Genomic DNA, 26,403 nt, shown 5'->3' with positions numbered 1-26,403 from the left:
GTGTTGTAGCCCGGATAGCGACATCCGGGATTTCTTGCGATTTGGGCTCCCGGGTCTCGCTGCGCTCACCCGGGCTACGGACGCGCGCTCAGCTCTCCCCGAACACACGCTTGAAGATCGTGTCGACGTGCTTGAGGTGATAGCCGAGGTCAAACTGCTCCTCGATCTCGGCGTCCGAGAGATACTTCTTCACCTCGGTATCCTTCTTCAGCAGCTCAAGGAAATCGCCTTCGCCGCGCCACACCGGCATGGCGTTGCGCTGCACGAGCTTGTACGAATCCTCGCGGCTGGCGCCCTTCTGCGTCAGCGCCAGCAGCACACGCTGTGAATGCACGAGGCCGCCGAGGCGGTCCAGGTTCTTCTGCATGTTGGCGGGGTACACCAACAGCTTGTCGATCAGGCCGGCGAGGCGCACCAGTGCGAAGTCGAGCGTCACCGTGGCATCGGGCCCCATCATACGTTCGGCCGAGGAGTGCGAGATGTCGCGCTCGTGCCAGAGCACGACGTTCTCCAGCGCCGGCGTCACATAGGCCCGCACCATGCGGGAGAGGCCGGTGAGGTTTTCCGAGAGCACCGGATTGCGCTTGTGCGGCATCGCGGACGAGCCCTTCTGCCCCTCCGAGAAGAACTCTTCCGCCTCCAGCACCTCGGTGCGCTGCATGTGGCGGATCTCCACCGCGATGCGCTCGATGGAGGAGGCGATCACGCCGAGGGTCGAGAAGTACATCGCGTGGCGGTCGCGCGGGATCACTTGCGTCGAGATCGGCTCCGGTACGAGGCCCATGGCCTTGGCGACATGCTCTTCGACGCGCGGATCGATCTGCGCGAACGTGCCGACCGCGCCGGAGATGGCGCAGGTCGCGACCTCCTTGCGTGCCGCGATCAGGCGCTCCCTGGCGCGCGAGAATTCGGCATAGGCATAAGCGAGCTTGAGGCCGAAGGTGACCGGCTCGGCATGGATGCCGTGGCTGCGGCCGATGGTCGGCGTCATCTTGTGCTCGAAGGCGCGCTTCTTCAGCGCCGCCAGCACCTTGTCGAGGTCGGCGAGCAGCAGGTCGGCGGCGCGGGTGAGCTGGACGTTGAGGCAGGTGTCGAGCACGTCGGAGGAGGTCATGCCCTGGTGCACGAAACGCGCCTCGGGGCCGACGATCTCGGCGAGGTGGGTGAGGAAGGCGATGACGTCGTGCTTGGTCTCGCGCTCGATCTCGTCGATGCGGGCGACGTCGAATGTCGCGTCCTTGGCCTTGGCCCAGACCGTTTTGGCAGCCTCCTTGGGGATGGTGCCGAGCTCGGCCAAAGCGTCCGCCGCATGCGCCTCGATCTCGAACCAGATCTTGAACCGGGTCTGCGGTTCCCAGATCGAGGCCATTTCCGGGCGGGTATAGCGGGGGATCATCTGACGGCTCCAAGAGGTAGGCGGGGGCGCCCCGGGAGAAATTGGGGGCGTGGGTCTCCGGCCAAATGCTTTTTACGCCGCGATTTAGCAGAGCGGGGAGGGCGAAACAAACGATCCGGCCGATGGAGCGGAGCGCGGGAGCACCTATCCACCGGTCGGGGGTGAGCGAGCGGCACCCGAGCCAAAAATCGGCTGTCAATCACGGATCATTGACTGACAGATATTGAAATCTGTCAGCGAGACGTGTATATCCGTTCTCGGACGCTTCGATTGGAGTGTCCCGCGACAAGCCCCGGGGAGCCTGACATCCGAACAACCTTCGGATCGGACGGCAGATTGAAGAACGGGGACCGCGGACGAATGGAGACTTAAGACAATGACAACCGAAATCCTCAATTTCACCGGCGTGATTGGGCATTGGCTCAATGTGCTGGTGGCGCGCCAGATCGCGGCGCAGGCTGCAAAACTGCCTCATTAAGGCATAGGCTTTCCGAAACGACCGGCCAGGGCGCTTCGGAAGCAGCCCTACTGCCGGAGTGACTGAGCCCCGAACGGGAACATGGTGCTGGCATGAATGAAGCCGTTGTCTTGACGCCGGAGCGGATCCTCGAAGTTACCGAGGACGTGCTCAGGCGTTTCGGGCTGGCCAAGGCCACCGTGGTCGACGTTGCCCGTGCGCTCGATGTGAGCCACGGCAGCGTCTATCGCCATTTCCCGAGCAAGGCCTCGCTGCGCGAGGCCGTTGCCAAGCGCTGGCTCGACCGCATCGACGCGCCGTTGCGCGCGATCACCGAGGAACAGGGGCCCGCCCCTGACAGGCTCGACCGCTGGCTGCGGACGCTGTTCGCCGCCAAGCGTTCGCGCGTCCTCGACGACCCCGAGATGTTCGAAACCTATCTGACGCTGGCGCGTGAGGCCTGCGCGGCCGTCAAATGTCACAAGGACACCATGATCGACCAGATCGGGGCGATCCTGACCGACGGCGTCAAGCAGGGCGTTTTCGCCGTGGACGACGTCAAGACCACAGCGCGCGCCATGTTCGATGCGACTGTCCGCTTCCATCATCCGGCCCACGCCGACGAGTGGAAGGACGCCGATCTGCCGGCGCGCGTCGACGCGACGCTGGCACTGCTGCTGCGCGGGCTGAAGGCGGGATAGACCGCCGCACCTCTTCACCGCATACCAGTCAACCGCGTGCCTTCTGAAGCAGGGCGCCATTGTGAGCCGGTTGCGAGGACGCCGAGCGTCTGCGCGCATGGAAGTTCGCCTCGGACGATGGCACGACCGGGGGACTTTCCGGATAGGCATTGACCGCGATTTCCACGGCGTCCTTTGACCGCTTGCGCAGGCGATAGAAGGTCAGTTCCTGTTCGAGCATGGGGCAACGGAAGTGGACGACGGCGGTGTCCGGCAAGCGGCAGAGTTCGTCGATGAGCTCGCCTACTGTGATGATCGGGGGATGGTCGACAGCGTTGTGATGACCCTTACTCATGACCTTTGACTCCTTGACTGTCGTACTAACCGGAACCGCATGCGCTCTGTTCCATGTCGTTCGGCAGATTGAGTGGCTCCATGAACCAAGGCTGTGCGGCAGTCTTGCTGCTAGATTCGCGTGAGCCCGCACGTCGCCGCGAGCCGCACGAGTTGGGCGTCCGTGCGCGCCCCGGTCTTCGACTTGATCAGGTAGTGGTAGTTCTGGACCGTCTTCACGCTGAGATTGAGATGCGCCGCGATCTGCTCGGTGGTGGCGCCGCCGGCGAACTGGCGCAGGATCTCGATCTCGCGCTCGCCCAGCTGATCCAGCACTGAACCCGTCGGCGACAGGCTGTCCTCGGCGAGAATATGTGCGACATCGTCGCTCATGGCGCGCTCGCCGCGCGCGACGCCGCGAATGGCGCGCACCACGGCGGACGGCTCGCTGCTCTTGGTGACGAAACCGGAGGCGCCGGCGCCGAAGGCGGCTTTCACCAGCACGGCTTCGTTGTGCATGGTGAAGACGAGAATGCGCGCCCGCGGATTGCGCGCCCGGATGTTGCGGATTGCTTCCAGGCCGCTCGCGCCGGGCATCGAGATGTCAAGCACGACGACATCGGGGTCGTGCGCCTTGAAGGCGCCGTAGGCGTCCGCGGCGTTGTCGGCTTCCGCCACGACGCGAAGATCGCCCTGGCTTTCGAGCACGCGCCGGTAGCCTTGCCGCACGATCGGGTGGTCGTCGACCAGCAGAACGGAGATGCCTGTTGCCGCGACATCGTTCACGTCGGCCTCATGCGGCGAGCGGGATGGTGGCGGCGACGCTGAGGCCGCGGTTCGCAGGCAGGATCGACAGCGACCCGCCGGCGGCCGCAACGCGTTCGCGGATGCCGGTGAGGCCGAACCCGGCCGATTGCGCGACGCGTTCCGCATCGCCGCCGCCGTCGTCCTCGACGCGGATCAGGAGCGCGTCATCGTCGCCGGCACGCCGCTCGATCCTGAGCGAGATCTCGCGGGCCGCGCTGTGGCGCAGCGCGTTGGTCAGGCATTCCTGCGCGACGCGATAGGCGGTGGTGGCCGCCGGACCGCTGATGTCGGTGAGGTCGCCCTTGAGGTCGAGCTGGATCGTCGGCCGCGCCGCGCTCTGCGAGCGCCAGCTGTCGACGAGGTTGACGAGGCTCGCCTCGAGCCCAAGCTCCGCGGGCAGGGGATTGCGCAGGCGCTTCAGCGCATCGCGGAGCGAGGCCATCAGATGATGGGTCGCCTGCGAGATCATCCGCGCATCCTGCGCGATGCCGCTATCCTTGTCGGCCTTCGCGCTTGCGGTCTCGATGGTGTTGGCGAAGGCGAGGATGGCGGAGAGATTCTGTCCGAACTCGTCGTGGAGCTCGCGGGCGAGTGCGCGGCGCTCGTCGTCGCGGATCTCGATCAGCCGCCGCGTCAGTGCCGCGCGCTGCTCGGTCGCTTCCTCCAGCCGGCCGCCGAGCGCATCGACGGCGTTGCCGATCATTGCAAGCTCCATCGAGCGGAAACGCGGCAGCCTGGTGCGATACTGGCCGCGCGCCATGCGCTGCAGCGCGGTGACGATGGTGCGCGCCGGTGCCAGTGCATGCGCGATTGCGAGCGACGCCAGCAGCGCTATTGCCGCTGCCATCAGCAGCGCGACGTCGATAACGTTGAGAATGTACTCCCAGGCGAGCGAGATTGCGGCTGCGGGGTCCGGTGTCGCGACCACAGTGCCGGCCGATGCAGCGCGCGGGCTGACCGGCCGCACCACTTCGGCATGGCTGCCGAGGAAGCTCGGCACGATCGCGGCGAACCAGCGCGGCGGCGTCTTGCCGAGTCCCTCGCTCTGACCGCACAGCGGCTTCTCGAATGCCGTGGCGGGCTGGAACTCGATGCAGACGCCGGGCGAGATCAGCTTCATCGTCTCCAGCGAACGCCAATCTGGAACCGGTAGGAGATGCTCGCGCGCTCTGCTGCTCCGCAACAAGAGCTCGCGCCAATAGAGCGCCTGAAGCGCCTGCGCCACCCGCTGCGCGGAGGCTGCCGTTGCCCGGTCGACGCTCCGATAGGCGTCGAATGTGGCCCACACCGTCGCAGCTCCCAGGCACAGCGCCACGATGAGCAGCAGACGGGCGACGAGCTGAAGCACGAGGCGCATGCGATCACCCCCAACGTTTGGTAAGCTCAGCCTAACAACGCCGCCGCCCCTTGCCAATTGCGGGGAACGGCAAGTTGGCAGCTCGGGCAAATTTCCCAAGCCGGATTGGGCATGGCTCTTTGGACCGGGCGCGGCGGCTTTGATCTAATCGGCCTGGAATCCTTCAGGCCGATCTTTTCAGGCCAATCGTTGCGGGCAGGAGCGGTGCAGCATGAGTTCGATGACGATTGGACCGATCGCGGGGCAGGCTGCCGACCCATCCGAGCGCAGCGCGCTCTTGTTCTGGATGATCTTCACCGGGCTCTCGATCTTCGCCGTCGTCCTGCTGTGGCGCTTTGGCCTGATCCATCTGATGGTGACGTCCGACCGCACCTACATTTCGAGCGTGATTGCGGTGCTCTACATCGTCACCTGCGGCCACTGCTTCCTGCGCACGCGGGCGATCGCGCGGGAGGGGGCGGCGGCGCGGCGCTGCCGGACGGCGCTCGCAGCACCCGACGGCGGCAAGCTGCTCGATGGGCGTGCGACGGCGCTGCCGCGCGGCCTCGTGCGCGATCACATCGAGAGCCTGGTGACCAAGGCCGCCGCGCAGGACTACCGGCCGGTCGACCAGACGCTGCTGCTGCGGACGCTGGCCGACCGCCTGCGCGGCTCCAACGGCTTCGGTGCCTTCGTCTCGGACACGCTGATGAAGCTCGGCCTGCTCGGCACCATCATCGGCTTCATCATCATGCTGGCGCCGATCGCGGGCCTGGATGCCGCCGACAAGGTCGCGATGCGGTCCTCGATGGGCCTGATGAGCGACGGCATGGCGGTTGCCATGTACACGACGCTGGCGGGCCTCGTCGGCTCCATCCTGGTCCGCATCCAGTACTACATGCTCGATGCCGCGACCCAGCGGGTGTTCTCTGATGCGGTGGTGCTGACCGAGACCTATGTGACGCCGGTCCTGGAGCGCAAAGGTGCCGGGACAGCGTCATGATGGATGATTTTGGTCTGTATCCGCGCGAGGAGCCGTTCGATCCGCTCGGCGTGATGCTGTTCAAGGCGCTCCAGGTGATCGCATTTCTGTTCTTTCTGGCGCTGCTTGCGGTGTCCCCGGACGCCAAGGAAGGCAAGATCGACTCCAAGGCCGAGTTCATGATCACACTGGACTGGCCGGACAACCATCCTGACGATCTCGACCTGTTCGTGCAGGATCCCGCCGGCAACATTGCCTGGTACCGGCACCGCGAGGCCGGCTTCCTCACGCTCGATCGCGACGACCGCGGCGGGGCCAACGACTTCATCATCGTCGCCGGCAAGAAGATCGCCTCGCCCATCCGCGAGGAGATCGTCACGGTGCGCGGCATCCTCGCCGGCGAATATACCGTCAACGTCTCGCATTTCGTGGCGACGACGGGCGAACCCGTCACGGCCAGTGTGAAGGTGCAGAAGCTCAATCCGACCGCGCAGGTGGTCTTCGACAACAAGTTCACACTCGACCACACCGGCGATGAGAAGACCGCGGTGCGGTTCCGGATCGATGCCGAGGGCAAGGTCGTCAACGTCGACCAGCGGCCGAAATCGCTGCTTGAGACGTTCCGCAGCGGCTGGCGCAACGGCGCCGATCTCGACCCGAGGACCGGCGTGAGCAAGAACACTGCGAGGATACGCCGTGATTAGCCTTCAGACGGTCATCCTCACTTTGTCGGTCGCCTATGCGGTCATCGGCGCGTTGCTGCTGGTCGTGCTGGTCTATGCGCGGCTGCACTGGTCGCTGAAGGCCGTGGCCGTCGTCATCACCAGCGCCTTCTATGTCGTCAGCTTCTCCGAGATGCGCGGGCTGCTGGGCTGGGCCAGCTCCGACCGGATGCCGACCGCTTTCAAGCTGCTCCAGGCCCGCATCGTCGAGCCGCATTCGCTGCAAGGCGATCCTGGCTCGATCTATCTGTGGGTCGAGGCGCTCGACGAGGACAATCGTCCGAGCGGCATTCCCCGGGCGTTCCGGGTGCCCTACGACGACAGGCTGGCCAACAAGACCCATGCGGCGCAGAACGAGATCGCATTGGGACATCCGCAAGGAGGCCGCGCCGCCGATTTCGGCGGTGGCGATGGCAGCCTGATCGACATGGTGCGGGAATATGTGACGCCGAAGACCATCCTGGAGACCAGCGGCGGCGATTCCTCGACCGGCGAATTCACCGCCCCGCCGGCCGGCGCCCAAGGCGCCGTGTTCACCCCTTTGCCGCCGCCCCGGATGCCGCCAAAGGACGAGCAATAGGCCTTCACCTTCGCGGCAGAGGCAGCTGGAAAACCGGCCCGGCCGGCGCATCGTCTTGACGTCCCTCAATTTGGCCTTATCGGGTTCCGATAAGCCTTTGAGGGTGGAGGATGCGTGCTCCTAGCTGTCTTCTCGGATATCCACGGCAACCGGCAGGCGTTCGAGGCGAGCCTGAAGATGGCCCGTGCGAAAGGCGCGGAGCGCTTCATCCTGCTCGGTGACTTCGTCGGCTATGGCGCCGATCCGGAATGGGTCGTGGACACCGCGATGGAGCTCGTCGCCGGCGGCGCCGTGGCCATACGCGGCAATCACGACCAGGCGGTGAATTCGTCGGCCGAGACCATGAATGCGGAGGCGCAGGTCGCGATCGAATGGACCCGCGGCCGTCTCGACACCGCGCAACGCCGCTTCCTGGCCGAGTTGCCGATGCTGGTGGAGGACGACGGCCGTCTGTTCGTGCATTCGGAAGCCTCCAGCCCGCAGCGCTGGCACTATGTCCGCTCGACCGCGGATGCTGCCAAAAGCCTGATCGCGACACAGGCCCATGTCACCTTCTGCGGCCACATCCACAGGCCGGCGCTCTACTCGATGTCGGTGACGGCGAAGATGACGAGCTTCGTGCCGAAGACCGACGTGTCCGTGCAGCTCCTGCGCGGCCGGCAATGGCTGGCGGTGGTCGGTTCGGTCGGTCAGCCCCGCGACGGCGATCCGTCGGCATCCTTCGTGCTGTTCGACACGGTCTCGTGCCAGATCACCTATTGTCGCGCGCCCTATGACGTTGCGACTGCCGCAGGCAGGATCCGGGACAACGGCCTGCCGCATTGGCTCGCCGACCGCCTGTCGCAGGGGCGCTGACGACGATGCCCAAAACGCTGGTCAAATCAGGCGCGGAGATCGACGGTTACACCATCGGCGAATGCGTCCATGCCGGCGGCATGGCGACGCTGTGGACCGTGACCCATCCCGGCATCGACATGCCCTTGCTGATGAAGATCCCGCGGGTGTCGGAGGGCGAGGACCCCGCCGCGATCGTCTCCTTCGAAATGGAGATGATGATCCTGCCGCGGCTTGCGGGGCCGCACGTGCCGGCCTGCTTCGGCACCGGCGATTTCGCCCACCAGGCCTATGTGGTGATCGAGCGCATCGTCGGCACGACGCTGTACAAGCGGCTGCCGGACCTGCCGCTGCCATACGACGAGGCGCGGCAGCTCGTGGCGAGGATCGCGACCGGGCTCGCCGACCTGCACCGGCAGAACGTGATCCATCACGACATCAAGCCGAGCAGCATCATGTTCCGCGACAGTGGCGAGGCCGTGCTGATCGACTACGGCCTGTCCCACCACAACCATCTGCCCGACCTGTTGCAGGAGGAATTTCGCCTGCCTTACGGGACCGCGCCCTATATGGCGCCGGAGCGGCTGCTCGGGGCGCGTGACGATCCGCGCAGCGACCTATTCTCGCTCGGCGTGCTGCTCTACTTCTTCACCACGGGCGAGCGCCCCTTCGGCGAGGGTGAGACATTGCGCGCGATGCGGCGCCGTCTGTGGCGCGATCCCTATCCGCCGCGGGCATTGCGCGCCGACTATCCGCCCTGGCTCCAGGAGGTGGTGCTGCGGTGCCTGGAGATCGAGCCGGTCTGGCGCTATCCGACCGCGGCACAGCTGGCCTTCGATCTCACCCATCCGGACCAGGTCAAGCTCACCGCGCGCGCGGAGCGGCTGAAGCGCGACTCCCTCGGCGTCGCGTGGCGGCGCCGCTTCAACCTGGGCGTCATGGCGCCGCGCGCAAAAGCGGACGTCGCGGCGCAGATCGCGTCGAGCCCAATTCTTGCGGTCGCGCTCGACACGGTGGAAGGCGCACCGGAGCTGAACGAGGCGCTGCGCGTGACGGCCGAGCGCATTCTCGCCACGCTGCCCTCGGCGCGGCTCGCCTGCCTCAACGTGCTCAAGCTCAACCGTATCGCGATCGACCGGACGCTCGACGAGCAGGGCTCCAACAAGCATATCGACCGCCTGGTGGCGCTCAGGCATTGGGCGACGCCGCTCAAGCTGGACGAGAGCCGGCTGTCGGTTCACGTGCTGGAGGCCGTCGACCCCGCCGCCGCAATCCTGGAGTTCGCCGAGGTCAACCAGGTCGACCACGTCATCATCGGGGCGCGGCAGAGCTCGTTCAGGCGCTCGCTGCTCGGCAGCGTCTCGGCCAAGGTGGCCTCGGAGGCGAGTTGCACCGTCACGGTGGTCCGGCCGCCGCGGATGGCAGGGGATGCGCCTGACGTGGATGCGGGCGAGGCGGCCGGATAGGCCGCTTGCGCGCCCGGACGGCGGATCAGGCCGCGTGGGCGGTGTGCGCGACGCGCTTGCGGCGGATCGGCCAGGAGAATTGCGGGCCGGGCTCGCCGTGATCGCAGCTGCCGCCGAAATACTGGATGATCTCGCGGCAGGGCTCGCAATTGAACAGGTTACGCGACGCGGACGCCTTGGTCATTTCCTTCAGGCAGTTCGGGCAGTGCGGCTTCATCGGTCTCAAGTCCAATTCAGAATCTCATTGCCGGCACGGTGACCGATCGGTTAGTCCAGGTCCGCCGCTTCAGCTCCCGGATCGTCGCGCATCTCGCCTTCGGTGCGTTCGAGCCGACCGAAGAAATAGTCGAGGTCCGGATGCGGACGCCGCGGGATGCGGCACCTGCGCTTCGGCTGACGCTTCACGAGCGCGACTTGCATGGTGTCAGATCCGATTGCGACGGATGCTGCGCGCCGAACGTGCCGGGACCTGCACCGGTCCGGCCGAAGGGCCAAACACAACAAACGCACTGAAACCAAGCCACAACGCCACGCCAGTCCAAACCAGGGTCGTCGTCATGATGTGCTCCCGCGAAAACAGGCAAGAATCACTAGCAGTGATTTGCGCGAATCAGGGAAGTCCGGAGGAGTACGGATTTGGGCAATTTTAAGCATTGCGTGCTGCCGCTCCCGAAAGCCGCAGTCTTTGCGTGTGCTACCGCCGCGTTTTGCCTGCGCGCGCGCCTTCGAGGATATGGCGAATGCGCGCAGCATCTCGAACACAGCGAAACCCGTAGCGGCCGGTGTAGTCGGTATCGGGCGAGCGGGTCGATCGACCTGATGCGAAGTTGAGGTGGCCAACACCACCGCCGATGTCGAGGATTTCGAAGACCGCGTCCATCGCCTTGAACGGCGTCTGGCTGACCGTCCGTCGGCCCCAGGCTGTTCGCAGGATCAGCGCGCGGCGATCGGTGATCATGTACAGCGTCTGCAGGTCTTGCAGCAGCATCACCAGCGGAGCCGCAATCATTGCAACTCCCAGCATCACGAGAGGTTGGGCCGCTTGGTCGACCCAATCGTTCCTGAGGGCGACGACGGTCAGAAGCAGCCAGGGGAATCCGAGCCACCACAGAAATCGCCACATGATCATCCGGGCGATGCCGTCGGGTTGACCCTCCCAGATCACCCGCTCGCCGTCCAGCAACGCCTCGGCGCACAGGCGCCTCAAGCCCGCAGAAAACGGAGTGGCACGAATCTCATCCATTCCCATTGGTCGCACCGGCTACAAGGCCGGTTCGGACCGCGAATGGCGATCAGATGGCCTCGCCGCGCGCGCCCGCGGCCGCGTTGCGGATTGCAGCGATATTGGCCTTGTAGGCTTCCTGCGTGCCGCCCCTGAAAACTGACGTGCCGGCGACGAAGGCGTTGGCGCCGGCCGCTGCGAGCGCGCCGGCAACGTCGGGACCGACGCCGCCATCGACCTCGATGTCGATCGGGCGTCCCGCGATCATCGCACGGATGTCACGGATCTTGCCGATCGCGGAGGGGATGAAGGCCTGGCCGCCGAAGCCGGGATTGACCGACATCACCAGCACGAGATCGACGAGGTCGAGCACATATTCGAGCGCGCTGATCGGCGTGCCCGGATTGAGCGAGACGCCTGCCTTCTTGCCGAGGCCGCGGATGGCCTGGAGCGAACGGTGCAGATGGGGACCCGCCTCCGCATGCACGGTGATGTGGTCGCAGCCGGCCTTCGCGAAGGCCTCGAGATAGGGGTCGCAGGGCGAGATCATCAGATGCGCGTCGAAGATCTTCTTCGTATGCGGGCGCATCGCCTTGATGACGTCGGGGCCATAGGAGATGTTGGGAACGAAGTGTCCGTCCATCACGTCGAGATGGATCCAGTCGGCGCCGGCGGCATCCACGGCGCGCACCTCCTCGCCGAGCCTGGAGAAATCCGAGGCCAGGATCGAGGGCGCGATGGCCAGGGGGCGAGGGGCGAAGGCTTGGGTCATGGCGCGGTTTCCGGTGGCGGCCGAACGAGGAATGGCCTCGCCTAACATGGGCCCCTGCGGCCGGCAATGCAGGGGGAGGCTGCTTCCTGTGGGCGGAAATTTCTGCCGTGACCGGCACGAATTGCCGGTCCTTCCGGGCAGTGCCAAGCGCAGCCAAGGCGGATTTCATTGAGCTTTTCACGCTGGCACGACGCTTGCTGACCTCAACTCCGGAACATTGGCCGCGGCATGCCGCGTCGGTTGGAGTTGTGCAATGTTGTTCGCCCTTGGCGCGGTATCGAGCGCACTCGATGCGATCCAGTCGCTGACGAGCTCGAAATCGTCATCCCCGACGCAGAAGACGGGATCTTCCCAAGGCACAACCAATCCGTTCGCAATCGATAGCGGCAGCAGCACGACCAGCGGTGCGACCTCGTCGGTCAATGCGGGAAAATATCCGCAGATCGCGCCGGAGACGATGAACGCGCTGTTCGCAGCGCAAGGTCAGTCGACGGACAGCACGAGCAGCAGCTCGGCCAGCTCGACATCCTCGACCTCGACGAGCCGTGACGCCGCGCTGAAGGACCTGTTCTCGCAGATCGACGCGGACGGCGACGGCAGCATCACCAAGTCCGAATTCGAGAACGCGCTGGGCGCCGGCGGCACCAACCTCGCGCAGGCCGACGACGTCTTCTCGAAGATGGATTCGAACGCCGACGGCAGCGTCAGCCTCGACGAGATGTCGAAAGCGCTGAAGGGCGGCCATCAGGGCCATCATCACGCGCAAGGTGCGGGCGGGGCGGGCGACGGATCGCAGTCCAGCGGCGGGTCGACCTCGACGACGACGACCAATGCCGACGGCTCGTCTACCACCACCGTCACCTATGCCGACGGCTTCAAGATGTCGACAACGGTCCCTGGCGCCTCCAGTTCTTCAAATGCGAACGGTGGCGGCAATTCGCCCTATGACTGGTTCGGACAGATGATGCAGCGCCAGGCGCAGACCGCGGCGGGATCGGCCGCATCCTCGATGTCGATGAGCGTGTGAGCGCAGATCGCTCTCTCAACAGATGATGGTGTCATGCTCCGCGAAAGCGGGCATCCAGTACGCCGCGGGCCTGCCGGCTCAATCACTGTCGTCTCTGGAATACTGGATCGCCCGGTCGTCGCCGGGCAATGACACCTGACGTGCCAAACTAATCGCGAAACCGGTCCCTCCACGCGGGCAGCGCGCCGGGGAATGGCAGGACGCTCGCGCCGTAAACCCCGCGGGCGATCGCGCGTGCGACCACGTTGGCTGCGACCGTGCCGAGTTCGGTCAGGCCGACCAGCGGCTCGATCGGCTTCTCGCAGGTCGCGGCGGCGAACAGCACGTCGCCGTCGGTCGGCGCATGCACGGGATAGATCGCGCGGGCAAAGCCGGTATGCGCGATCATCGCCAGCCGCTTGGCCTGGGGCTTGGTCAGCACCGCGTCGGTGACGACGGCGCCGATGGTGGTGTTCTCGCGCGCATTCGCCGCGGGCCCGCCCTTGATGCGCATGCGGAGCATGTCGTCGGTGAACTTGTCCGGCAGGCCGCGTCCGCCGAATTCGCCGTTCACCTCGAACGGCGCCGCCCAGAACCAGGGTCCGTCGCCGACGGTCACGCTTCCCACCGCGTTGACGGCGACGATCGCAGCGACCTTGACGCCGCTTGGTGTCACCGCCGAAGCCGAGCCGAGCCCGCCCTTGAACGTCGCGGTGGTGGCCCCCAGACCGGCGCCGACGCTGCCCAGCGCGAAGTCCGTGCCTGCGGCGGCTGCCGCGGCGTAGCCGAGGTCGCGATAGGGCGAAAAGCGTCCCCAGGCCTTGTCGCCGCCGTTGAGTAGGTCGAACAGGATGGCGCCCGGAACGATCGGGATCAGCGCTTCGCGAACCCGGTGGCCGCGGCCCCGCTCGGCGAGCCAGGCCTGCACGCCCCCGCCGGTATCGAGGCCGAAGGCAGACCCGCCCGACAGCGCGATCGCGTCGACGCGCTCGACGGTGTTGGCGAGATCGAGCAGTGCGTCTTCGCGCGTGCCGGGTCCGCCGCCGCGGACGTCGATCGCGGCGACCGCAGGAGAATCGAAGATGATCGCGGTCGCGCCCGAGGCGACTTTCGCGTCTTCGGCATGGCCGACGCGGACGCCGGGAACGTCGGTGAGGAGATTTTTCAAGCCGGCCTCGCGCGCTGAAAGGGTTCACCTCTGCGATAGCGCAGAGATGTCGCAGGCTCAACCGGCGAGCGCCGTCCTGAGCATCTTGGCGAGCTCGGACTTGCGGTAGGGCTTGGCCAGCAGCAGCACGCCGGAATCGAGCCGGCCATGATGAACGATGGCATTCTCGGTGTAGCCCGAGGTGAACAACGTCTTGAGGTCGGGACGGCGCCGGGCGGCTTCATCGGCGAGCTGGCGGCCGTTCATGTTGCCCGGCATGATGATGTCGGTGAAGAGCAGGTCGATGGTCTTGTCGCTGTCGATGATGGTGAGGGCCTCTGCGCCGTTGGCGGCCTCGAGCGCGGTATAGCCGAGGCTCTTGACCTGCGTCACAACATATTGCCGCACCAGCGCGTCGTCCTCGACGATCAGGACCTTCTCGCTGCCGCCCGTGATGGGTACGTTCTGGAGCACCTCGAACTCGGTCTCCTGCACGCCGGTCGAGCGCGGCAGATAGATCTTCACGCTCGTGCCGTGGCCTTCCTCGCTGTAGATCTTGATGTGGCCGCCCGACTGCTTGACGAAGCCGAACACCATGCTCAGCCCGAGGCCGGTGCCCTTGCCGACCTCCTTGGTGGTGAAGAACGGGTCGAAGACCCGATCGATCAGGTCCGGCGGAATTCCGCTGCCCGTATCGCTGACGGCGATCATCACGTAATTGCCGGCGACCACGTCGGGGTTCATGCTGGCATAGCCGTCGTCGAGGAAGATGTTGCGGGTCTCCAGCACCAAGGTGCCGCCGTCGGGCATGGCATCGCGCGCGTTCAATGCGAGATTGAGGATCGCGGTGGAGAGCTGGCCCGGGTCCACCAGCGCCGGCCAGGCGTCCTCGGTGAGCTGCGGCATGATCGTGATCTGCTCGCCCAAGGTCGGGTGCAGCAGCTTGCCGGCTTCGAGCACCAGCGCGTTGACGTCGATCTCGCGCGGCTGGAGCGGCTGCTTGCGCGCGAAGGCGAGCAGATGCTTGGTCAGCTGGGCGCCGCGCTCGGCCGCATCGTCGATCAGCTTGGTGATGGCGGCGAGCTCGGGCCGGTCGGCGACCGCGTCGCTGAGAATGCCGATCGTGCCCGTGATCACGGTCAGCACGTTGTTGAAGTCGTGGGCGACGCCGCCGGTCAATTGCCCGATGGAGTCCATTTTCTGCACTTGCCGGAGCTGGGCCTCGGCGGCCTGCTTGTCGGTGAGGTCGCGGCCGATGAAGAAATGGCGCTTCACCGGCTCGGACCAGGTGCCCATCCAGTTCAGCGAGACCTCGTGACCGTCATAATGGTAGTAGCGCGCCTCGAAGCTGCGCTTGACCGCGCCGCGCCGCGCCGCGCGCATCTCGCTTCGCGTGTTCTCGAGATCGTCGGGATGAATGAATTCGGTTGCGCTGTGCCCGACCATGTCCTCGGGGCCGTAGCCGAGGATATTCTTCACGCTCGGGCTGACTTGAATGAAATTGCCGTAGCCATCGGTGACCAGGATCAGGTCCTGCGATGTCTCGAAGATGCGCTGGCGTTCTTCGGTCTCGCGGCGCAGCTTCTCGCGCGCCTGCTTCTCTTCGGTGATGTCATGGGCGATCTTGGAAGCGCCGATGACCTCGCCTTGATCCGTGCGGAGGGGGGAAATATTCAGGACGACGTCGAGCGGATGTCCGTCCTTTCGGATGCGGATCGTTTCGTGCTGGGCGATCGACTCGTTGCTGGCGATCCGGTTGAGACTGCTCCTGATCTCGCCCTTGCGATCCGGCGGCACAATGATGTCGATCGGCTGGCCGACGGCCTCTGCAGCGGAATAGCCGAACAGCTGTTCGGCGGCCTTGTTCCAGCTGGTGATGATCCCGTCGAGCGTCTTCGTGATGATGGCGTCGTTGGAGGACTCGACCACCGCGCCATACAGGGCGAGCCGCTTGCCGAAATAGTCGCGTTCCGAAGCCGATTGCTGGCGCAGCCGGCCGACGAGACCTACCGTATGTGCCTGAAGGCGGACATTCTCGATGAGAAGCACCGCGAGCACGAAAGTCGCCGCCGCGAGGCCGTAGAGCCGGCCGGCATAGAAGCCGAGGTCGAAGCGCGCGACGTTGATGATCGCCGACAGCGCGATGTCGAACAGCCAGGCGCACATGACCACCATGAGCCAGATGTCGATCACGGAATGCGGCCTGCGGAACCAGAGCGAGACGAGCGCGGCAAAGCTCAGCGACCAGACAAAGGACACGACGCCGATCATTGTCGGCGTGTAGTGGCCGTCGCGCAGCAGGACCGGAAGCAGATCGTGCCCTGCAGTGACCATCCAGCCGAAGACCGCAATCGCCGCGATCACGCCGAACACGCTCGCATAGATCGCGCTGCTGTTGGCCATCCGGACCCGGGCGCCTCCATCCTTCTCCTTCAGCCAGGCATAGCCCAGCACGAAGAGCGGGAAACCGGCGTGCCAGATCATGTAAAGCCAGACCGTGGTCTGGCGGCCCGCACCGAACAGACCGGTCGGCGTGAAGAGCCCGGGGAAGGTGAGGGCATGGAGCAGGGCGGCCGCGGCCGTGAAGAGATAGCCGGTCGCGAGCCACAGCAACGCGCGGGTCCGCAACACCGCAAATTGCGAGAGCAACAGCACCGCCGTGACGATGTCGCTCACAGCGAGCGCCGACTGATAACTCGCGACAAAGGCGGGGACGGGCAGTAGCGGGATACCGGCGAAGGGCGCGACCATCGCGAACAGGATCGAGGAGATACCAACGATCGTCAGTGCCGCAGCCCGGTCGGTTGAGGTGGCCGGCAGGGTCGAAAGAAATGTGCTTCGGTCGATGGTCGCAGGCACGTCCACCTCTTGCAGGTCGGTCTTGGGCGGGATCTTCGGCACGGTCTTGGACAGGGTCTTGGACAGGGTCTTGAGCATCTCCGCTCGTCTCATTCGGTCGGAAGCATGTTCATGGTAGCTGGTTCTGGGCGCGCATCGTGAACGGAACCGGTTACGACTCAACCGAAGGTTACAGCTTACTTAATACCGCAGGGAATACAGTGCGGGGGTCGGGTAAGATGCGCTTTACCCGACGGTGCCATAATGCTCCTCCGCCACGGCGGGTTCCAGGGTCAAATCGGGCGATTTGATCTCGATATCGGGGGGTGGTTCCCAATGCCTCGCGTTCTCATCATCGACGACCAGAAGGAGGTCCGCGCGATGATCGCGATGGTGCTTCGGGTCAATCGTTTCGAGGCCGTGGAGGCCGAGAGCGGTGCGGCCGGGCTGAAAGCGTTTGCGGAAAGCCCCTTTGACGTGGCGATCGTCGACATCTTCCTCGGCGACACCAGCGGCGTCGAGGTCATCGCGAGCCTGCGCGAGCGGGCGCCGGCACTTCCCGTCATCGCGGTATCCGGAATGACGGCGCTCGATTTCATGGAACAATCGCCGCACCTCGCCAACGTGGTCTGCCTGCAAAAGCCGTTTCGGCCGAACGATCTCCTGCAGGCCCTGCAAAAGGCCCAGGCTGCGACGGGTGGCGAGCTCACAGAAACCGTCTGACCTTACCCAAGACAAAACGCCCCGGGGCAAGCCGGGGCGTCGTGGTGATCGATGGGCTTGAGGTCAAGGCCAGCGGCTAGGTGCCGTTGCCGCTGATCTCGGCGTAGCCGCCCTTGGCATCCCATTTGTAGACGACGTAGTCGATCTGCTTGATGTCGCCCTTGGCGTCGTACTCGATCGGGCCGATCACGGTGTCCCATTTGCCGGCCTTCATCGCCTCCATGACCTTTTTGGCGTCGGTGGTGCCGGCCTTCTTCGCCGCCTGCGACCAGACCTGCATCGCCGCGTAGGTGTAGAGCGTGTAGCCCTCGGGATCGATGCCCTTGGCCTTGAAGGCCTCGACGATCTTCTTCGCCGTCGGCTTGTTGCGCGGATCGGGACCGAAGGTGAACAGCGTGCCTTCGCCGGCCGGACCGGTGATGGAGGCGTACTCCTTGTCGGCAAGCGCGTCGCCGGCCATCAGCACGGTCTTGAGGCCCTGGTCGCGCATCTGACGCAGGATAAGGCCGCTCTCCTGATGATAGCCGCCGACATAGACGAGGTCGATGTTGTCGCGCTTCAGGCGCGAGACGATCGCGTTGAAGTCCTTGTCGCCCTTGTTGTAGGACTCGTACATCTTCTCGGTGACGCCGGCCTTGTTGAGCGCCTTCTTGGTCTCGTCGGCAAGACCCTTGCCGTAGGTGGTCTTGTCGTTGAGGATCGCGATGTTCTTGCCCTTGTAGTTCTTGGCGATGTATTGCGCGGCGATCAGGCCCTGCTGGTCGTCACGGCCGCAGACGCGCGCCACGTTCCAGAGCTTGCGCTCGGTGAAGGTCGGGTTGGTCGATGCCGGCGTGATCTGGAGCACGTTGCCGTCGGCATAGGCTTCGGAGGCGGGGATCGACGACGACGAGCAATAGTGCCCGGCCACGAACGGGATTTTTGCGCCGGCGATCTTCTCGGCGATCGAACGCGCCTGCTTCGGATCGCAGGCATCGTCCTCGACGGACAGCGCCAGCTTCTTGCCGTTGACGCCGCCGGCGGCGTTGATGTCGGTCACGGCCATCTCGGCGCCGTTCTTCATCTGGCGGCCGAAGGCGGACTCGCCGCCGGTCATCGGGCCTGCGACTGCGACGGTGACATCCTGCGCCAATGCCGCGCTCGACAGCGCGAGCGATGCGCCGAATGCCAGACCGATGAGCTTCAGTGATTTCATGAGATACCTCGCGGGTGGTCGCCTGTGGAAGTTGCCGGGCATTGCCCGGTCCAAACCGGCGCCATTCTCGAATGAAATTGCCGAGAAGTCACCGGCAAAATACGGGCATTGGCGGAGATATCTCGCTGCATTCGGCCGCACGTGATTCGCCCCCGGTTGTCTTGGGAGGGCGCGTCAGCCGTGCCGGCCGCCTTCCAGATAGGCGGCGCGAATCTCGGGGCGCTGCAACAACTCGGCTCCGGTCCCGGCCAGCGTGATCAGGCCATTGACCATGACATAACCGCGATGGGCGAGCTTGAGCGCGTGGTTGGCATTCTGCTCGACGATCAGAACGGTCAGGCCGTCCTGCCGGTTCAGGGTGCGGATCGCATCGAAAATCTGGCGCGCGATCAGCGGCGCGAGGCCGAGCGAAGGCTCGTCGAGCAGGAGCAGCCGGGGACGGCTCATCAGCGCGCGGCCGATGGCCAGCATCTGCTGCTCGCCGCCGGACAGGGTTCCGCCGCGCTGGGCGTAGCGTTCCTTCAGTCGAGGAAACAGCGTGAACACGCGTTGCAGCGTCGCCTCGCGTTCGGCGTCCGTGCATGCGGTGGCGTCCGCCCCCATCTGGAGGTTTTCCGCCACGCTCATGCGCGGGAAGATCCGGCGGCCTTCCGGCGACTGCGCGATGCGCAAATGCGCGATCTCGTGGGTGGGAACGTCGGTAATGTCGCGGCCTTCGTACAGGATCTGGCCGGCGCGGGCACGCGGCTTGCCGAAGATCGTCATCATCAGCGTCGATTTGCCGGCGCCATTGGCGCCGATCAGGGCAACGATCTCGCCGGCATTGATCTCGACGTCGACGCCCTTCAGCGCCTCGATCTTGCCGTAGGCGGCGCGAAGACCGCGGATCACGAGCAGAGGGGACGTCACGACCCGCTCTCCATCACGGCCACGGCCTCGTCCTCGTCGGCGCCGAGATAGGCTGCAATCACCTTGGGATCGTCGCGGATCTCGCGCGGCGTGCCTTCGGCGATCTTGACGCCGTGATCCATGACCACGATCTGGTCGGAGATTTCCATGACCACCGACATGTCGTGCTCGATCAGCAGGATCGAGGTGCCGAGCTCGTCGCGGATCGACAGCAGCAGCTCGCTCAAGGCCGCGCTTTCGCGCGCATTGAGACCGGCGGCAGGTTCGTCCAGGCACAGAAGCGCCGGCTCCGTGCACATGGCGCGCGCGATTTCCAGACGGCGCTGATCGCCATAGGCGAAATTGCCGGCGGCGTCGTCGGCGCGGTCGAGCAAATTGACCCGCTTGAGCCAGTCGGTGGCGAGGTCGATCGCGCGCTTTTCGGCCTCGCGGTAGGCGGGCGCGCCAATGAGGCCGAGAAAGGTGAAGCCGGAGGCGCGCATCAGCGCGTTATGTTGCGCCACCATCAGGTTTTCGAGCGCGGTCATGCCGGGAAACAGGCGGATGTTCTGGAATGTGCGCGCGACCTTGGCCTGCTTGGCGATGCGGAAATCGTTGAGCCGCTCCAGCGCGATCACCCCGCCGTCGTCGTGGGTCAGGCGGATGCTGCCGCCGCTCGGCTTGTAAAACCCGGTGATGCAGTTGAAGACCGTGGTCTTGCCGGCGCCATTCGGCCCGATCAGCGCGGTGATCTTCTTCCGCGCGGCCGCGAACGACAGATCCTGCACGGCGACGATGCCGCCGAAGCGCATGGTGAGCCGGTCGACGCTGAGAATCGTGTCGCCGCTCATCCGTGCCCTTCCTTGACGAGGTCGGATGAGATCGCCTTCGCCTTGGTCAGATACACGGTCGGCGCGCGATGGCCGATCAGGCCGCGCGGCCGCCAGATCATGATCAGCACCATCGCCATGCCGAACACCAGCATGCGGTAGTTCTCGAGACCACGGAACAGCTCGAAGCCGCCGATCAGGGCGAGAGCTGCGAGCGCGACGCCGAGCTGCGAGCCCATGCCGCCGAGCACCACGATGGCGAGGACCAGCGCCGATTCCTGGAAGGTGAAGGATTCCGGGCTGATGAAGCCCTGACGCGTGGCGAAGAACGCGCCGGCGAAGCCGCCGAACATCGCGCCTGTCGCGAACGCCGTGAGCTTGGTGGTTGTGGTGTTGATGCCGAGCGCGCGACAGGCGACCTCGTCCTCGCGCAAGGCTTCCCAGGCCCGGCCGATCGGCAGGCGGCGCAGGCGGATCGTCACCCAGTTGGTGAGGAGCGCCAGTGCCAGGATCAGGTAGAACAGGAAGATGATGCGGTGGGTCGCCGAATACTCGATGCCGAGCCTGGCGGCGAGTCCCTCATCGCTGTTGTCGAGCGGGATGCCGAAGAAGGAGGGGCGCGGAATGCCGGTGACGCCGTTGGGCCCGCCGGTGAGCTCCTGCCAGTTGATGATGACGAGGCGGATGATCTCGCCGAAGGCCAGCGTCACGATCGCGAGGTAGTCGCCGCGCAGCCGCAGCACGGGGAAGCCGAGCAGCACGCCCCAGAACGCGGCGAGGATGCCGGCAAGCGGCAGGCAGATCCAGAAGGACCAGCCGAAATTCGTGGCGAGCAGCGCGTAGGAATAGGCACCCACCGCATAGAAGGCGACGTAGCCGAGATCGAGCAGGCCGGCGAGGCCGACCACGACATTTAACCCCCAGCCCAGCATGACATAGGTGAGCACGAGGATCGCGAGGTCGAGGATGTAGCGCTGGTTATAGAAGATCACAGGCACCAGCAGCGTGAAGATCAGGAGCGCCGGCGCGAGGTAGCGGCCGATAAACGACACTCCGCTCTGCACCGCCGGCGGCACCAGCCTCTCGGTGCCGGTCGAGCCGATCCATTGCCTGAGCAGCTCGATCACGATTGAGCCGCCGAACACGATGGCGACGAGGGAGGCGAGCTCGCCGAAGCGCGTCCAATAGGTGAGCTGGCCGGAGGAACCCGCCTCGGTGCGGACGCCGACCATCAGCGAGAACAGCACCAGCGCGACCAGCGCGTTGATGACGGCCGTCTTCAGGAGGGAGGGGACGCCCGTTGCGGATTTGGCCGTCTTGGTCGAGGAAGCTGTCACGCGGCCGGTCCGTCAGACTTTTTCGACTTCGGGGCGACCGAGCAGGCCGGTCGGCATGAAGATCAGCACGACGATCAGGATCGAGAACGCGGCGACGTCCTTGTACTCGACGGAAAAATAGGCCGACCAGAACGTCTCGATCAGGCCGATCGCAAGCCCGCCGAGCATGGCGCCCGGCAGCGAGCCGATGCCGCCGAGCACGGCCGCGGTGAATGCCTTGATGCCGGCGACGAAGCCCATGAAGAAATCGACCAGACCGTAATAGAGCAGGTACATCAGGCCCGCCACGGCGGCGAGCGCGGCGCCGATCACGAAGGTCATGGAGATGGTGCGGTCGACGTTGACGCCGAGCAGCGCCGCCATGGTCTGGTCCTGCTCGCAAGCGCGCATGTCACGCCCGAGGCGGGTGCTCGACACGAGCCAAGTGAAGAGCGCCAGCAGCACGATGGTGGTGACGACCACCATGATCTGGATGTTGGAGAGCTGGATCACGAAGCCGTCCGCGCTCTCATGCAGCGTGTAGCCGCCGGTGATGAAGGGCGGAATCGGCTTGACGCGGGCGCCCTGCGCCACCTGCGAATAATTGGTCAGCACGAAGGACATGCCGATCGCCGACAGCATCGGGGCGAGGCGGAAGGAATGGCGCAGCGGCCGGTAGGCGATGCGCTCGATGGTCCAGCCATAGAGCGCGGTGATCGCCATCGAGACCAGCAGCACGACGAGTAGGATCACAGGAATTGCGGTCAGGCCGAGCGAGATCAGGATCAGGAAGGTGATGAGGGCGATAAAGCCGCCGATCATGAAGATGTCGCCATGGGCGAAGTTGATCATGCCGACGATGCCGTAGACCATCGTGTAGCCGATCGCGATCAGGCCGTAGATCGAGCCCAGGACGAGACCGTTGATGAGCTGCTGGGCGAAATAATCCATGGGCTGCCGTTACCAAACCTGACGCGGCTCAAAGGGAGCTCTTGAGAAAGAGTTCTTGGGCTCCGGCAGCCCTTGAGCATTCTTCCGGTTTTGTAACAGGAGGGAACTGGCGGCTGCAACTGGCGAAGCCGCGGCAGATGGGCTTGTACAATGGTCATTTCAGTTACGAATGTCATTGAGGCGGTTCCGCAGGTGCGAGGAACCTGGTTCCGCGGGCAACGAAAGTCGGGCCCGCCCGTTGTATCCGCTCTGACGTCCAACAAGGGAGTTTCCCCGAATGACGAAGCAGCAGAACCAGAATCCGGGCCAGCAGAGTCAGAACCCCGGCCAGCAGCGCCCAGGCCAACAGCCCGGACAGCAGCAGGGCGGCGGCCAGAAACCCGGGCAGCAGCAGCAGAACGACCCGATGCGCCAGGGCGAGCGCCCCGGCCAGCAGCAGGGCGGCCAGCGCGGTCAGGAATAGTGAGTTTGGGAGCCCAGGAGTCACAAGGGAGTCACAAGGGTGAAGAGGGCCCCGCCGAAAGGCGGGGCCCTTATCTTTGGTTCAGCGGCCCAGTTAAGGTAAACAAAGGGTTTAAATTGCCGCCACAGTCTGATGCGAGTTAGCTCCGGCAAAGCCGCTGCCTTCCGTCGAAGGCCTCGGTAACCAGCGGGAAGCGGCATGTTCAGGAATTGGCGGATCGGCTCGGTCAACGGCGCGCTGCTGGCGGCCTATTTCATTCCGGCATGGTCCCTTGTCGCCTTTAATATCATCGTGGCACCGGTGCACGGCCTCTACGAGCGGCCGAGCGTTGCCGTCGCGTTGTTCCTGAGCGACCATCTCCAGATGGCGGGGATGGACACGGTGCGCGCCGCCTGGCTGCTGGCGCTGGGACGGCTGACGGTGGTGGCGTTCTTTGCAATCTATTTCGTGCTGCTCTGCATCCCCCGCACGCGGAAGAATGGCGGCAGCGACGAGGCGCTCGGCATTGCGCTGGCGATCGGCAGCCTGATCTCGTTTGCCAGCATGGTGATGGCGTCCAAGGTCGGCGAGATGGCCGCGCTCCGGCTGCACGCCACCGAGCTCCTGCTGCTGCTCGGCGCGGCGATCGTGCTCGTCATCGAGAAGCCGGAGGCGGCGCCGAAGACCGTCGAGAGCGTCGGCCCCCTAGGTCTTGAGCAGGCCGAGCTCCTGCACAATCGCTGAGGCTTCCTTGACGGCGTGGTTCACCGCCGGAACGCCGCAATAGATCGCCTGCTGCAGCAGGATCTCCTTGATGTCGTCGGGCGTGAAGCCGCCCTCGGCGAGCGCCGCGCGCACATGCAGGCGGAATTCGTCCCATTGTCCGAGCGCGACCATCGTGCCGATCACCAGCACCCGCCGCGTGCGCTCGTCGAAATGCGGCCGCGTCCAGATCTCGCCCCAGGCGTAACGGGTGATCATGTCCTGGAAGTCGGTGTTGAACGCGTTGCGGTTCGCGATCGACTTGTCGACCCAGGCATTGCCCAGCACCTTTCGGCGCACATTCATGCCGGCCTCGCGGCGCTTCTGGTCGTCCATGTTCTTTCCTCCTTCGTCATTGCGAGGAGCGGAGCGACGAAGCAATCCAGACTGTCGCCACGGAGGGATTTCTGGATTGCTTCGCGGCGCTCGCAATGACAGCTGTAGCTAGCGCTGCGTCAAGAATCCCACCACGGCATCCGTGAATGCGTGCGGCTGCTCGACATTGGAAATGTGGGCGGCGTCGATGATGGTCATGCTGGCGCCCGGAACGTTCGCGCGGATCAGCTCGCCCGCCGAGATCGGCGTTGCCATGTCGTGACGGCCGGCGATCACCAGCGTCGGGCTCTTGATCTTGGGAAGCAGTGCGCGCTGATCCAGCGTCGACAGCGCCTCGCAGCAGGCAAGATAACCCTCGACAGGGGAGGCGAGCAGCATCGACTTCATCTTCGCGGTGATTTCAGGCGCGCGCTCGCGAAAATCCTGCGTCAGCCAGCCCGCGATCACGGCGTCGGCAACCGCCGCGATGCCGCCCTTCTTCACGGCGTCGATGCGCTCGAGCCATTTGGTCGGCTCGGCATAGTAGCAGGACGTGTTGGCTAGGATGAGCTTGCCGAAGCGTTCCGGCGCGTTTGCGCCCAGCCATTGCCCGACCATGCCGCCCATCGACAGGCCGCACCAATGCACCTTCTCGATGTTGAGATCGTCGAGGATTGCGAGCACGTCGCGGCCGAAGCGCTCCATCGTATAGGGGCCGGGCGGAACGTTCGATTTGCCGTGGCCGCGGCGGTCGTAGCGGATGACGCGGAATACCTGCGTCAGCGCCTTCATCTGCGGCTCCCACATCTGAAGCGTGCAGCCGAGCGAGTTGGAGAGCATCAGGGTGGGCCCGCCGTCGCGGCCCTCGACGGAGACGTTGAGCAGGCATCCGTCGGCATCGATCATGGGCATGCGGCGTCTCCGTCGTATTTGCGGTTCTTATTCGCGGTCGAGGCTGTCGAGCAGCCGGTCGATCAGGGCCTGGGAAGCCCCTTGATAGGCCATCGGCTCGAACAATGCCGCAATTTTTTCCGGCGGCAGATGCGCGGTGACGAGCGAATCGGCTGACAGCACCTCGCGCAGATGCTTCTTCTCGGCGACGGCGCGCTTGCTGGCGGCCTCGACGAGATGATGCGCATCGCTCTTGCCGATCTTCTCGGCGAGCGCAAAGGTAACGGCTTCCGCCATGATCAGCCCCTGCGTCGCATCGAGATTGCTGCGCATGCGCGCGGCGTCGACGTCGAGGCCCTCGGCGATGTCGACGATTGCGGCCAACGCCCCAGAGGTGACCAGCATCAATTGCGGCAGCGTAGGCCATTCCGCGTGCCAGGGGCCGGCACTGCGCTCGTGATCGTGGACCTGCGCGGCAAAAATCGTGGCAGCGAGTTGAGGGGCCATGGTCGCAGCGCCCAGCGCGCTGGCGGCGGCGACCGGGTTGCGCTTATGCGGCATCGTCGAGGAGCCACCCCTGCCTTCGCCGGCAGGCTCGAACGCTTCGGCAACGTCGGTCTGCATCATCAGCGAGACGTCGCGCGCGATCTTGCCGCAGCTGCCGGCGAGGATCGCCAAGCTTGACGCGGCCTCCGCGATGCGGTCGCGATGGGTGTGCCAGGGCGCTTCCGGCAACGGCAGGTTCAGCTCCTGCGCCAGCCGTTCGGCGACCGCGAGTCCCTTGTCGCCGAGTGCGGCTAGCGTGCCGGCGGCGCCGCCGAATTGCAGCGCGAGGCCTTCACGGGACAGCCGCCTGAGGCGACAGCGGGCGCGGGCAAGGCTTGCGGCATATTCGGCGGCCTTGAGGCCGAACGGCATCGGCAGCGCGTGCTGGAGCCAGGTCCGCGCCACCATCGCGGTGGCACGATGGGCCCGCGCCAATGCGGCGAAGCCCTTGATGGCACGGCTGAGGTCGGCATCCAGCACCCCGATGCCGGCGCGCAGCATGAGCATGGTCGCAGTGTCGATGACGTCCTGGCTGGTCGCGCCCCAATGCACGTAACGCGCGGCCTCCGCATCGGCCTTGCCGACATTGGCGGTCAGCGCCTTGACCAGGGGAATCGCGAGATTGCCTGACCGCGTTGCGGCCTCGGCCAGGGCGGCCATGTCAAAAGCATCAGCCTCGCAGGCGGACGCAATCGCTCCCACTGCGGAGGCGGGAATCACGCCTGTGGCGGCCTCGGCCCGGGCCAGCGCTGCCTCGAAATCGAGCATGTTCTGAAGGGTCGACCGATCGTCGCAGGCCGCGCGCATGGCTGCGCTCGACAGCATCGGCGCGAGCAGGGGGGAGAGGGATGTGCTCATGTTGTGCGGGACCTAACCACCATGGCCCGCCTGTGCCAATCCCAAACCATTGACGCAAGCCTTTTGCAGTTGCGAATATGCATTGCACGTGACCGGGCCCCGCCCTTT

29 protein-coding genes are annotated in these 26,403 nt (G+C 65.3%); 10 read left to right on the top strand and 19 right to left on the bottom strand.

Annotated elements, in window-relative coordinates; all coding sequences use genetic code 11:
• Nucleotides 1–88 precede the first annotated feature (88 nt).
• The gene (gene purB / locus HAP40_RS25195) at nt 89–1,396 is read right to left on the bottom strand and encodes an adenylosuccinate lyase (protein WP_166815207.1); all 1,308 of its coding nucleotides are present in this window, start codon (nt 1,394–1,396) and stop codon (nt 89–91) included.
• A 570-nt stretch (nt 1,397–1,966) separates the two neighbouring features.
• Here purB and HAP40_RS25190 point away from each other — a divergent pair.
• Nucleotides 1,967–2,554 (top strand): TetR family transcriptional regulator, encoded by a 588-nt coding sequence (locus HAP40_RS25190; protein WP_166815208.1) that lies wholly within the window; start codon nt 1,967–1,969, stop codon nt 2,552–2,554.
• Between the two features lie 28 nt (nt 2,555–2,582).
• Here the strand turns inward: HAP40_RS25190 and HAP40_RS25185 are convergent, their stop codons facing one another.
• The 3 genes from HAP40_RS25185 to HAP40_RS25175 all read right to left on the bottom strand — a co-directional run bounded on the left by HAP40_RS25185 (nt 2,583) and on the right by HAP40_RS25175 (nt 5,030).
• Nucleotides 2,583–2,888, bottom strand: coding sequence for a hypothetical protein (locus tag HAP40_RS25185; RefSeq protein WP_166815209.1), 306 nt, complete (start codon nt 2,886–2,888; stop codon nt 2,583–2,585).
• 110 nt (nt 2,889–2,998) lie between these two features.
• Complete coding sequence (locus HAP40_RS25180) at nt 2,999–3,652, bottom strand: response regulator (protein WP_166815210.1); 654 nt, start codon at nt 3,650–3,652, stop codon at nt 2,999–3,001.
• A 7-nt stretch (nt 3,653–3,659) separates the two neighbouring features.
• Entirely contained in the window at nt 3,660–5,030 is a 1,371-nt protein-coding gene (locus tag HAP40_RS25175) for a sensor histidine kinase (protein WP_166815211.1), read from the bottom strand.
• A gap of 211 nt (nt 5,031–5,241) precedes the next feature.
• Between HAP40_RS25175 and HAP40_RS25170 the strand changes: the two genes are divergently transcribed.
• The 5 genes from HAP40_RS25170 (at nt 5,242) to HAP40_RS25150 (ending at nt 9,593) form a co-directional block, all read left to right on the top strand.
• Nucleotides 5,242–6,012: a MotA/TolQ/ExbB proton channel family protein gene (locus HAP40_RS25170; RefSeq protein ID WP_166815212.1), complete on the top strand. Its 771-nt coding sequence runs from the start codon at nt 5,242–5,244 to the stop codon at nt 6,010–6,012.
• On the top strand, nt 6,009–6,695 hold the full coding sequence (locus HAP40_RS25165; RefSeq protein WP_166815213.1) for a hypothetical protein: 687 nt from the start codon (nt 6,009–6,011) through the stop codon (nt 6,693–6,695). Before HAP40_RS25170 ends, HAP40_RS25165 begins: the two co-directional genes overlap by 4 nt.
• Nucleotides 6,688–7,293: a hypothetical protein gene (locus HAP40_RS25160; protein WP_166815214.1), complete on the top strand. Its 606-nt coding sequence runs from the start codon at nt 6,688–6,690 to the stop codon at nt 7,291–7,293. Before HAP40_RS25165 ends, HAP40_RS25160 begins: the two co-directional genes overlap by 8 nt.
• Nucleotides 7,294–7,407: 114 nt before the next feature.
• Nucleotides 7,408–8,148, top strand: a complete 741-nt coding sequence (locus HAP40_RS25155) for a metallophosphoesterase family protein (protein ID WP_166815215.1) — start codon at nt 7,408–7,410, stop codon at nt 8,146–8,148.
• Between the two features lie 5 nt (nt 8,149–8,153).
• The gene (locus HAP40_RS25150) at nt 8,154–9,593 is read left to right on the top strand and encodes a serine/threonine protein kinase (protein WP_166815216.1); all 1,440 of its coding nucleotides are present in this window, start codon (nt 8,154–8,156) and stop codon (nt 9,591–9,593) included.
• A 25-nt stretch (nt 9,594–9,618) separates the two neighbouring features.
• Here HAP40_RS25150 and HAP40_RS25145 read toward each other — a convergent pair whose 3' ends face one another.
• From HAP40_RS25145 to rpe, 5 genes are all read right to left on the bottom strand, one after another.
• Complete coding sequence (locus HAP40_RS25145; RefSeq protein WP_166815217.1) at nt 9,619–9,810, bottom strand: hypothetical protein; 192 nt, start codon at nt 9,808–9,810, stop codon at nt 9,619–9,621.
• Nucleotides 9,811–9,860: 50 nt separating this feature from the next.
• Nucleotides 9,861–10,013, bottom strand: a complete 153-nt coding sequence (locus HAP40_RS25140) for a hypothetical protein (RefSeq protein WP_166815218.1) — start codon at nt 10,011–10,013, stop codon at nt 9,861–9,863.
• 4 nt (nt 10,014–10,017) lie between these two features.
• On the bottom strand, nt 10,018–10,152 hold the full coding sequence (locus tag HAP40_RS25135) for a hypothetical protein (RefSeq protein WP_256380469.1): 135 nt from the start codon (nt 10,150–10,152) through the stop codon (nt 10,018–10,020).
• 135 nt (nt 10,153–10,287) lie between these two features.
• Nucleotides 10,288–10,836, bottom strand: a complete 549-nt coding sequence (locus HAP40_RS25130) for a hypothetical protein (RefSeq protein ID WP_166815219.1) — start codon at nt 10,834–10,836, stop codon at nt 10,288–10,290.
• A 49-nt stretch (nt 10,837–10,885) separates the two neighbouring features.
• Complete coding sequence (rpe, locus tag HAP40_RS25125; RefSeq protein WP_166815220.1) at nt 10,886–11,587, bottom strand: ribulose-phosphate 3-epimerase; 702 nt, start codon at nt 11,585–11,587, stop codon at nt 10,886–10,888.
• 253 nt (nt 11,588–11,840) lie between these two features.
• Here rpe and HAP40_RS25120 point away from each other — a divergent pair, with 253 nt between their 5' ends.
• Nucleotides 11,841–12,614 carry an EF-hand domain-containing protein gene (locus HAP40_RS25120; RefSeq protein ID WP_166815221.1) on the top strand — a complete coding sequence of 258 codons (774 nt, stop codon included), beginning with the start codon at nt 11,841–11,843 and terminating at the stop codon, nt 12,612–12,614.
• 148 nt (nt 12,615–12,762) lie between these two features.
• Here HAP40_RS25120 and HAP40_RS25115 read toward each other — a convergent pair whose 3' ends face one another.
• The gene (locus HAP40_RS25115) at nt 12,763–13,761 is read right to left on the bottom strand and encodes a P1 family peptidase (RefSeq protein ID WP_166815222.1); all 999 of its coding nucleotides are present in this window, start codon (nt 13,759–13,761) and stop codon (nt 12,763–12,765) included.
• 57 nt (nt 13,762–13,818) lie between these two features.
• The gene (locus tag HAP40_RS25110) at nt 13,819–16,677 is read right to left on the bottom strand and encodes a PAS domain S-box protein (RefSeq protein ID WP_166815223.1); all 2,859 of its coding nucleotides are present in this window, start codon (nt 16,675–16,677) and stop codon (nt 13,819–13,821) included.
• Between the two features lie 237 nt (nt 16,678–16,914).
• Between HAP40_RS25110 and HAP40_RS25105 the strand changes: the two genes are divergently transcribed.
• The gene (locus HAP40_RS25105) at nt 16,915–17,301 is read left to right on the top strand and encodes a response regulator (RefSeq protein ID WP_166815224.1); all 387 of its coding nucleotides are present in this window, start codon (nt 16,915–16,917) and stop codon (nt 17,299–17,301) included.
• A gap of 76 nt (nt 17,302–17,377) precedes the next feature.
• Here HAP40_RS25105 and HAP40_RS25100 read toward each other — a convergent pair whose 3' ends face one another.
• From HAP40_RS25100 to HAP40_RS25080, 5 genes are all read right to left on the bottom strand, one after another.
• A complete protein-coding gene (locus HAP40_RS25100) occupies nt 17,378–18,496 on the bottom strand; it encodes a branched-chain amino acid ABC transporter substrate-binding protein (RefSeq protein ID WP_166815225.1) in 1,119 nt (372 codons plus the stop codon).
• Between the two features lie 174 nt (nt 18,497–18,670).
• Nucleotides 18,671–19,405: an ABC transporter ATP-binding protein gene (locus tag HAP40_RS25095; RefSeq protein ID WP_166815226.1), complete on the bottom strand. Its 735-nt coding sequence runs from the start codon at nt 19,403–19,405 to the stop codon at nt 18,671–18,673.
• Nucleotides 19,402–20,235: an ABC transporter ATP-binding protein gene (locus tag HAP40_RS25090; protein ID WP_166815227.1), complete on the bottom strand. Its 834-nt coding sequence runs from the start codon at nt 20,233–20,235 to the stop codon at nt 19,402–19,404. The genes HAP40_RS25095 and HAP40_RS25090 overlap by 4 nt, the downstream gene beginning before the upstream one ends.
• Nucleotides 20,232–21,551 carry a high-affinity branched-chain amino acid ABC transporter permease LivM gene (gene livM, locus HAP40_RS25085; RefSeq protein WP_166815228.1) on the bottom strand — a complete coding sequence of 440 codons (1,320 nt, stop codon included), beginning with the start codon at nt 21,549–21,551 and terminating at the stop codon, nt 20,232–20,234. Before livM ends, HAP40_RS25090 begins: the two co-directional genes overlap by 4 nt.
• 12 nt (nt 21,552–21,563) lie before the next feature.
• Nucleotides 21,564–22,481: an ABC transporter permease subunit gene (locus HAP40_RS25080; RefSeq protein WP_166815229.1), complete on the bottom strand. Its 918-nt coding sequence runs from the start codon at nt 22,479–22,481 to the stop codon at nt 21,564–21,566.
• Between the two features lie 277 nt (nt 22,482–22,758).
• On the opposite strand from HAP40_RS25080, the gene HAP40_RS25075 reads away from it, so the two are divergent.
• Nucleotides 22,759–22,944 carry a hypothetical protein gene (locus HAP40_RS25075; RefSeq protein ID WP_081494932.1) on the top strand — a complete coding sequence of 62 codons (186 nt, stop codon included), beginning with the start codon at nt 22,759–22,761 and terminating at the stop codon, nt 22,942–22,944.
• Nucleotides 22,945–23,142: 198 nt separating this feature from the next.
• Nucleotides 23,143–23,667, top strand: coding sequence for a hypothetical protein (locus HAP40_RS25070; RefSeq protein WP_166815230.1), 525 nt, complete (start codon nt 23,143–23,145; stop codon nt 23,665–23,667).
• Here the strand turns inward: HAP40_RS25070 and HAP40_RS25065 are convergent.
• The 3 genes from HAP40_RS25065 to HAP40_RS25055 form a co-directional block, all read right to left on the bottom strand.
• The gene (locus HAP40_RS25065; RefSeq protein ID WP_166815231.1) at nt 23,629–24,021 is read right to left on the bottom strand and encodes a carboxymuconolactone decarboxylase family protein; all 393 of its coding nucleotides are present in this window, start codon (nt 24,019–24,021) and stop codon (nt 23,629–23,631) included. The genes HAP40_RS25070 and HAP40_RS25065 overlap by 39 nt on opposite strands.
• 108 nt (nt 24,022–24,129) lie before the next feature.
• On the bottom strand, nt 24,130–24,912 hold the full coding sequence (gene pcaD / locus HAP40_RS25060; RefSeq protein WP_166815232.1) for a 3-oxoadipate enol-lactonase: 783 nt from the start codon (nt 24,910–24,912) through the stop codon (nt 24,130–24,132).
• A 27-nt stretch (nt 24,913–24,939) separates the two neighbouring features.
• Complete coding sequence (locus HAP40_RS25055) at nt 24,940–26,295, bottom strand: 3-carboxy-cis,cis-muconate cycloisomerase (protein ID WP_166815233.1); 1,356 nt, start codon at nt 26,293–26,295, stop codon at nt 24,940–24,942.
• Nucleotides 26,296–26,403: the final 108 nt, after the last annotated feature.

This window comes from Bradyrhizobium sp. 1(2017) (assembly GCF_011602485.2).
Lineage (GTDB): Bacteria > Pseudomonadota > Alphaproteobacteria > Rhizobiales > Xanthobacteraceae > Bradyrhizobium.
The sequence above is the reverse complement of the archived record's forward strand: the minus strand, read 5'-3'. Positions and strand labels throughout refer to the sequence as shown.

Excerpts from the sequence above, each read along its gene's own strand:
- HAP40_RS25100 (WP_166815225.1), bottom strand. The coding sequence starts at position 18,496 with ATGAAATCACTGAAGCTCATCGGTCTGGCATTCGGCGCATCGCTCGCG.
- HAP40_RS25145 (WP_166815217.1), bottom strand. The coding sequence starts at position 9,810 with ATGAAGCCGCACTGCCCGAACTGCCTGAAGGAAATGACCAAGGCGTCC.
- HAP40_RS25185 (WP_166815209.1), bottom strand. The coding sequence starts at position 2,888 with ATGAGTAAGGGTCATCACAACGCTGTCGACCATCCCCCGATCATCACA.
- rpe (WP_166815220.1), bottom strand. The coding sequence starts at position 11,587 with ATGACCCAAGCCTTCGCCCCTCGCCCCCTGGCCATCGCGCCCTCGATC.
- HAP40_RS25150 (WP_166815216.1), top strand. The coding sequence starts at position 8,154 with ATGCCCAAAACGCTGGTCAAATCAGGCGCGGAGATCGACGGTTACACC.
- HAP40_RS25090 (WP_166815227.1), bottom strand. The coding sequence starts at position 20,235 with ATGAGCGGCGACACGATTCTCAGCGTCGACCGGCTCACCATGCGCTTC.
- HAP40_RS25165 (WP_166815213.1), top strand. The coding sequence starts at position 6,009 with ATGATGGATGATTTTGGTCTGTATCCGCGCGAGGAGCCGTTCGATCCG.
- HAP40_RS25080 (WP_166815229.1), bottom strand. The coding sequence starts at position 22,481 with ATGGATTATTTCGCCCAGCAGCTCATCAACGGTCTCGTCCTGGGCTCG.
- HAP40_RS25120 (WP_166815221.1), top strand. The coding sequence starts at position 11,841 with ATGTTGTTCGCCCTTGGCGCGGTATCGAGCGCACTCGATGCGATCCAG.
- HAP40_RS25110 (WP_166815223.1), bottom strand. The coding sequence starts at position 16,677 with ATGCTCAAGACCCTGTCCAAGACCCTGTCCAAGACCGTGCCGAAGATC.
- purB (WP_166815207.1), bottom strand. The coding sequence starts at position 1,396 with ATGATCCCCCGCTATACCCGCCCGGAAATGGCCTCGATCTGGGAACCG.
- HAP40_RS25105 (WP_166815224.1), top strand. The coding sequence starts at position 16,915 with ATGCCTCGCGTTCTCATCATCGACGACCAGAAGGAGGTCCGCGCGATG.
- HAP40_RS25075 (WP_081494932.1), top strand. The coding sequence starts at position 22,759 with ATGACGAAGCAGCAGAACCAGAATCCGGGCCAGCAGAGTCAGAACCCC.
- HAP40_RS25170 (WP_166815212.1), top strand. The coding sequence starts at position 5,242 with ATGAGTTCGATGACGATTGGACCGATCGCGGGGCAGGCTGCCGACCCA.
- HAP40_RS25055 (WP_166815233.1), bottom strand. The coding sequence starts at position 26,295 with ATGAGCACATCCCTCTCCCCCCTGCTCGCGCCGATGCTGTCGAGCGCA.
- HAP40_RS25135 (WP_256380469.1), bottom strand. The coding sequence starts at position 10,152 with ATGACGACGACCCTGGTTTGGACTGGCGTGGCGTTGTGGCTTGGTTTC.
- HAP40_RS25070 (WP_166815230.1), top strand. The coding sequence starts at position 23,143 with ATGTTCAGGAATTGGCGGATCGGCTCGGTCAACGGCGCGCTGCTGGCG.
- HAP40_RS25190 (WP_166815208.1), top strand. The coding sequence starts at position 1,967 with ATGAATGAAGCCGTTGTCTTGACGCCGGAGCGGATCCTCGAAGTTACC.
- HAP40_RS25175 (WP_166815211.1), bottom strand. The coding sequence starts at position 5,030 with ATGCGCCTCGTGCTTCAGCTCGTCGCCCGTCTGCTGCTCATCGTGGCG.
- HAP40_RS25140 (WP_166815218.1), bottom strand. The coding sequence starts at position 10,013 with ATGCAAGTCGCGCTCGTGAAGCGTCAGCCGAAGCGCAGGTGCCGCATC.
- pcaD (WP_166815232.1), bottom strand. The coding sequence starts at position 24,912 with ATGCCCATGATCGATGCCGACGGATGCCTGCTCAACGTCTCCGTCGAG.
- HAP40_RS25130 (WP_166815219.1), bottom strand. The coding sequence starts at position 10,836 with ATGGATGAGATTCGTGCCACTCCGTTTTCTGCGGGCTTGAGGCGCCTG.
- HAP40_RS25065 (WP_166815231.1), bottom strand. The coding sequence starts at position 24,021 with ATGGACGACCAGAAGCGCCGCGAGGCCGGCATGAATGTGCGCCGAAAG.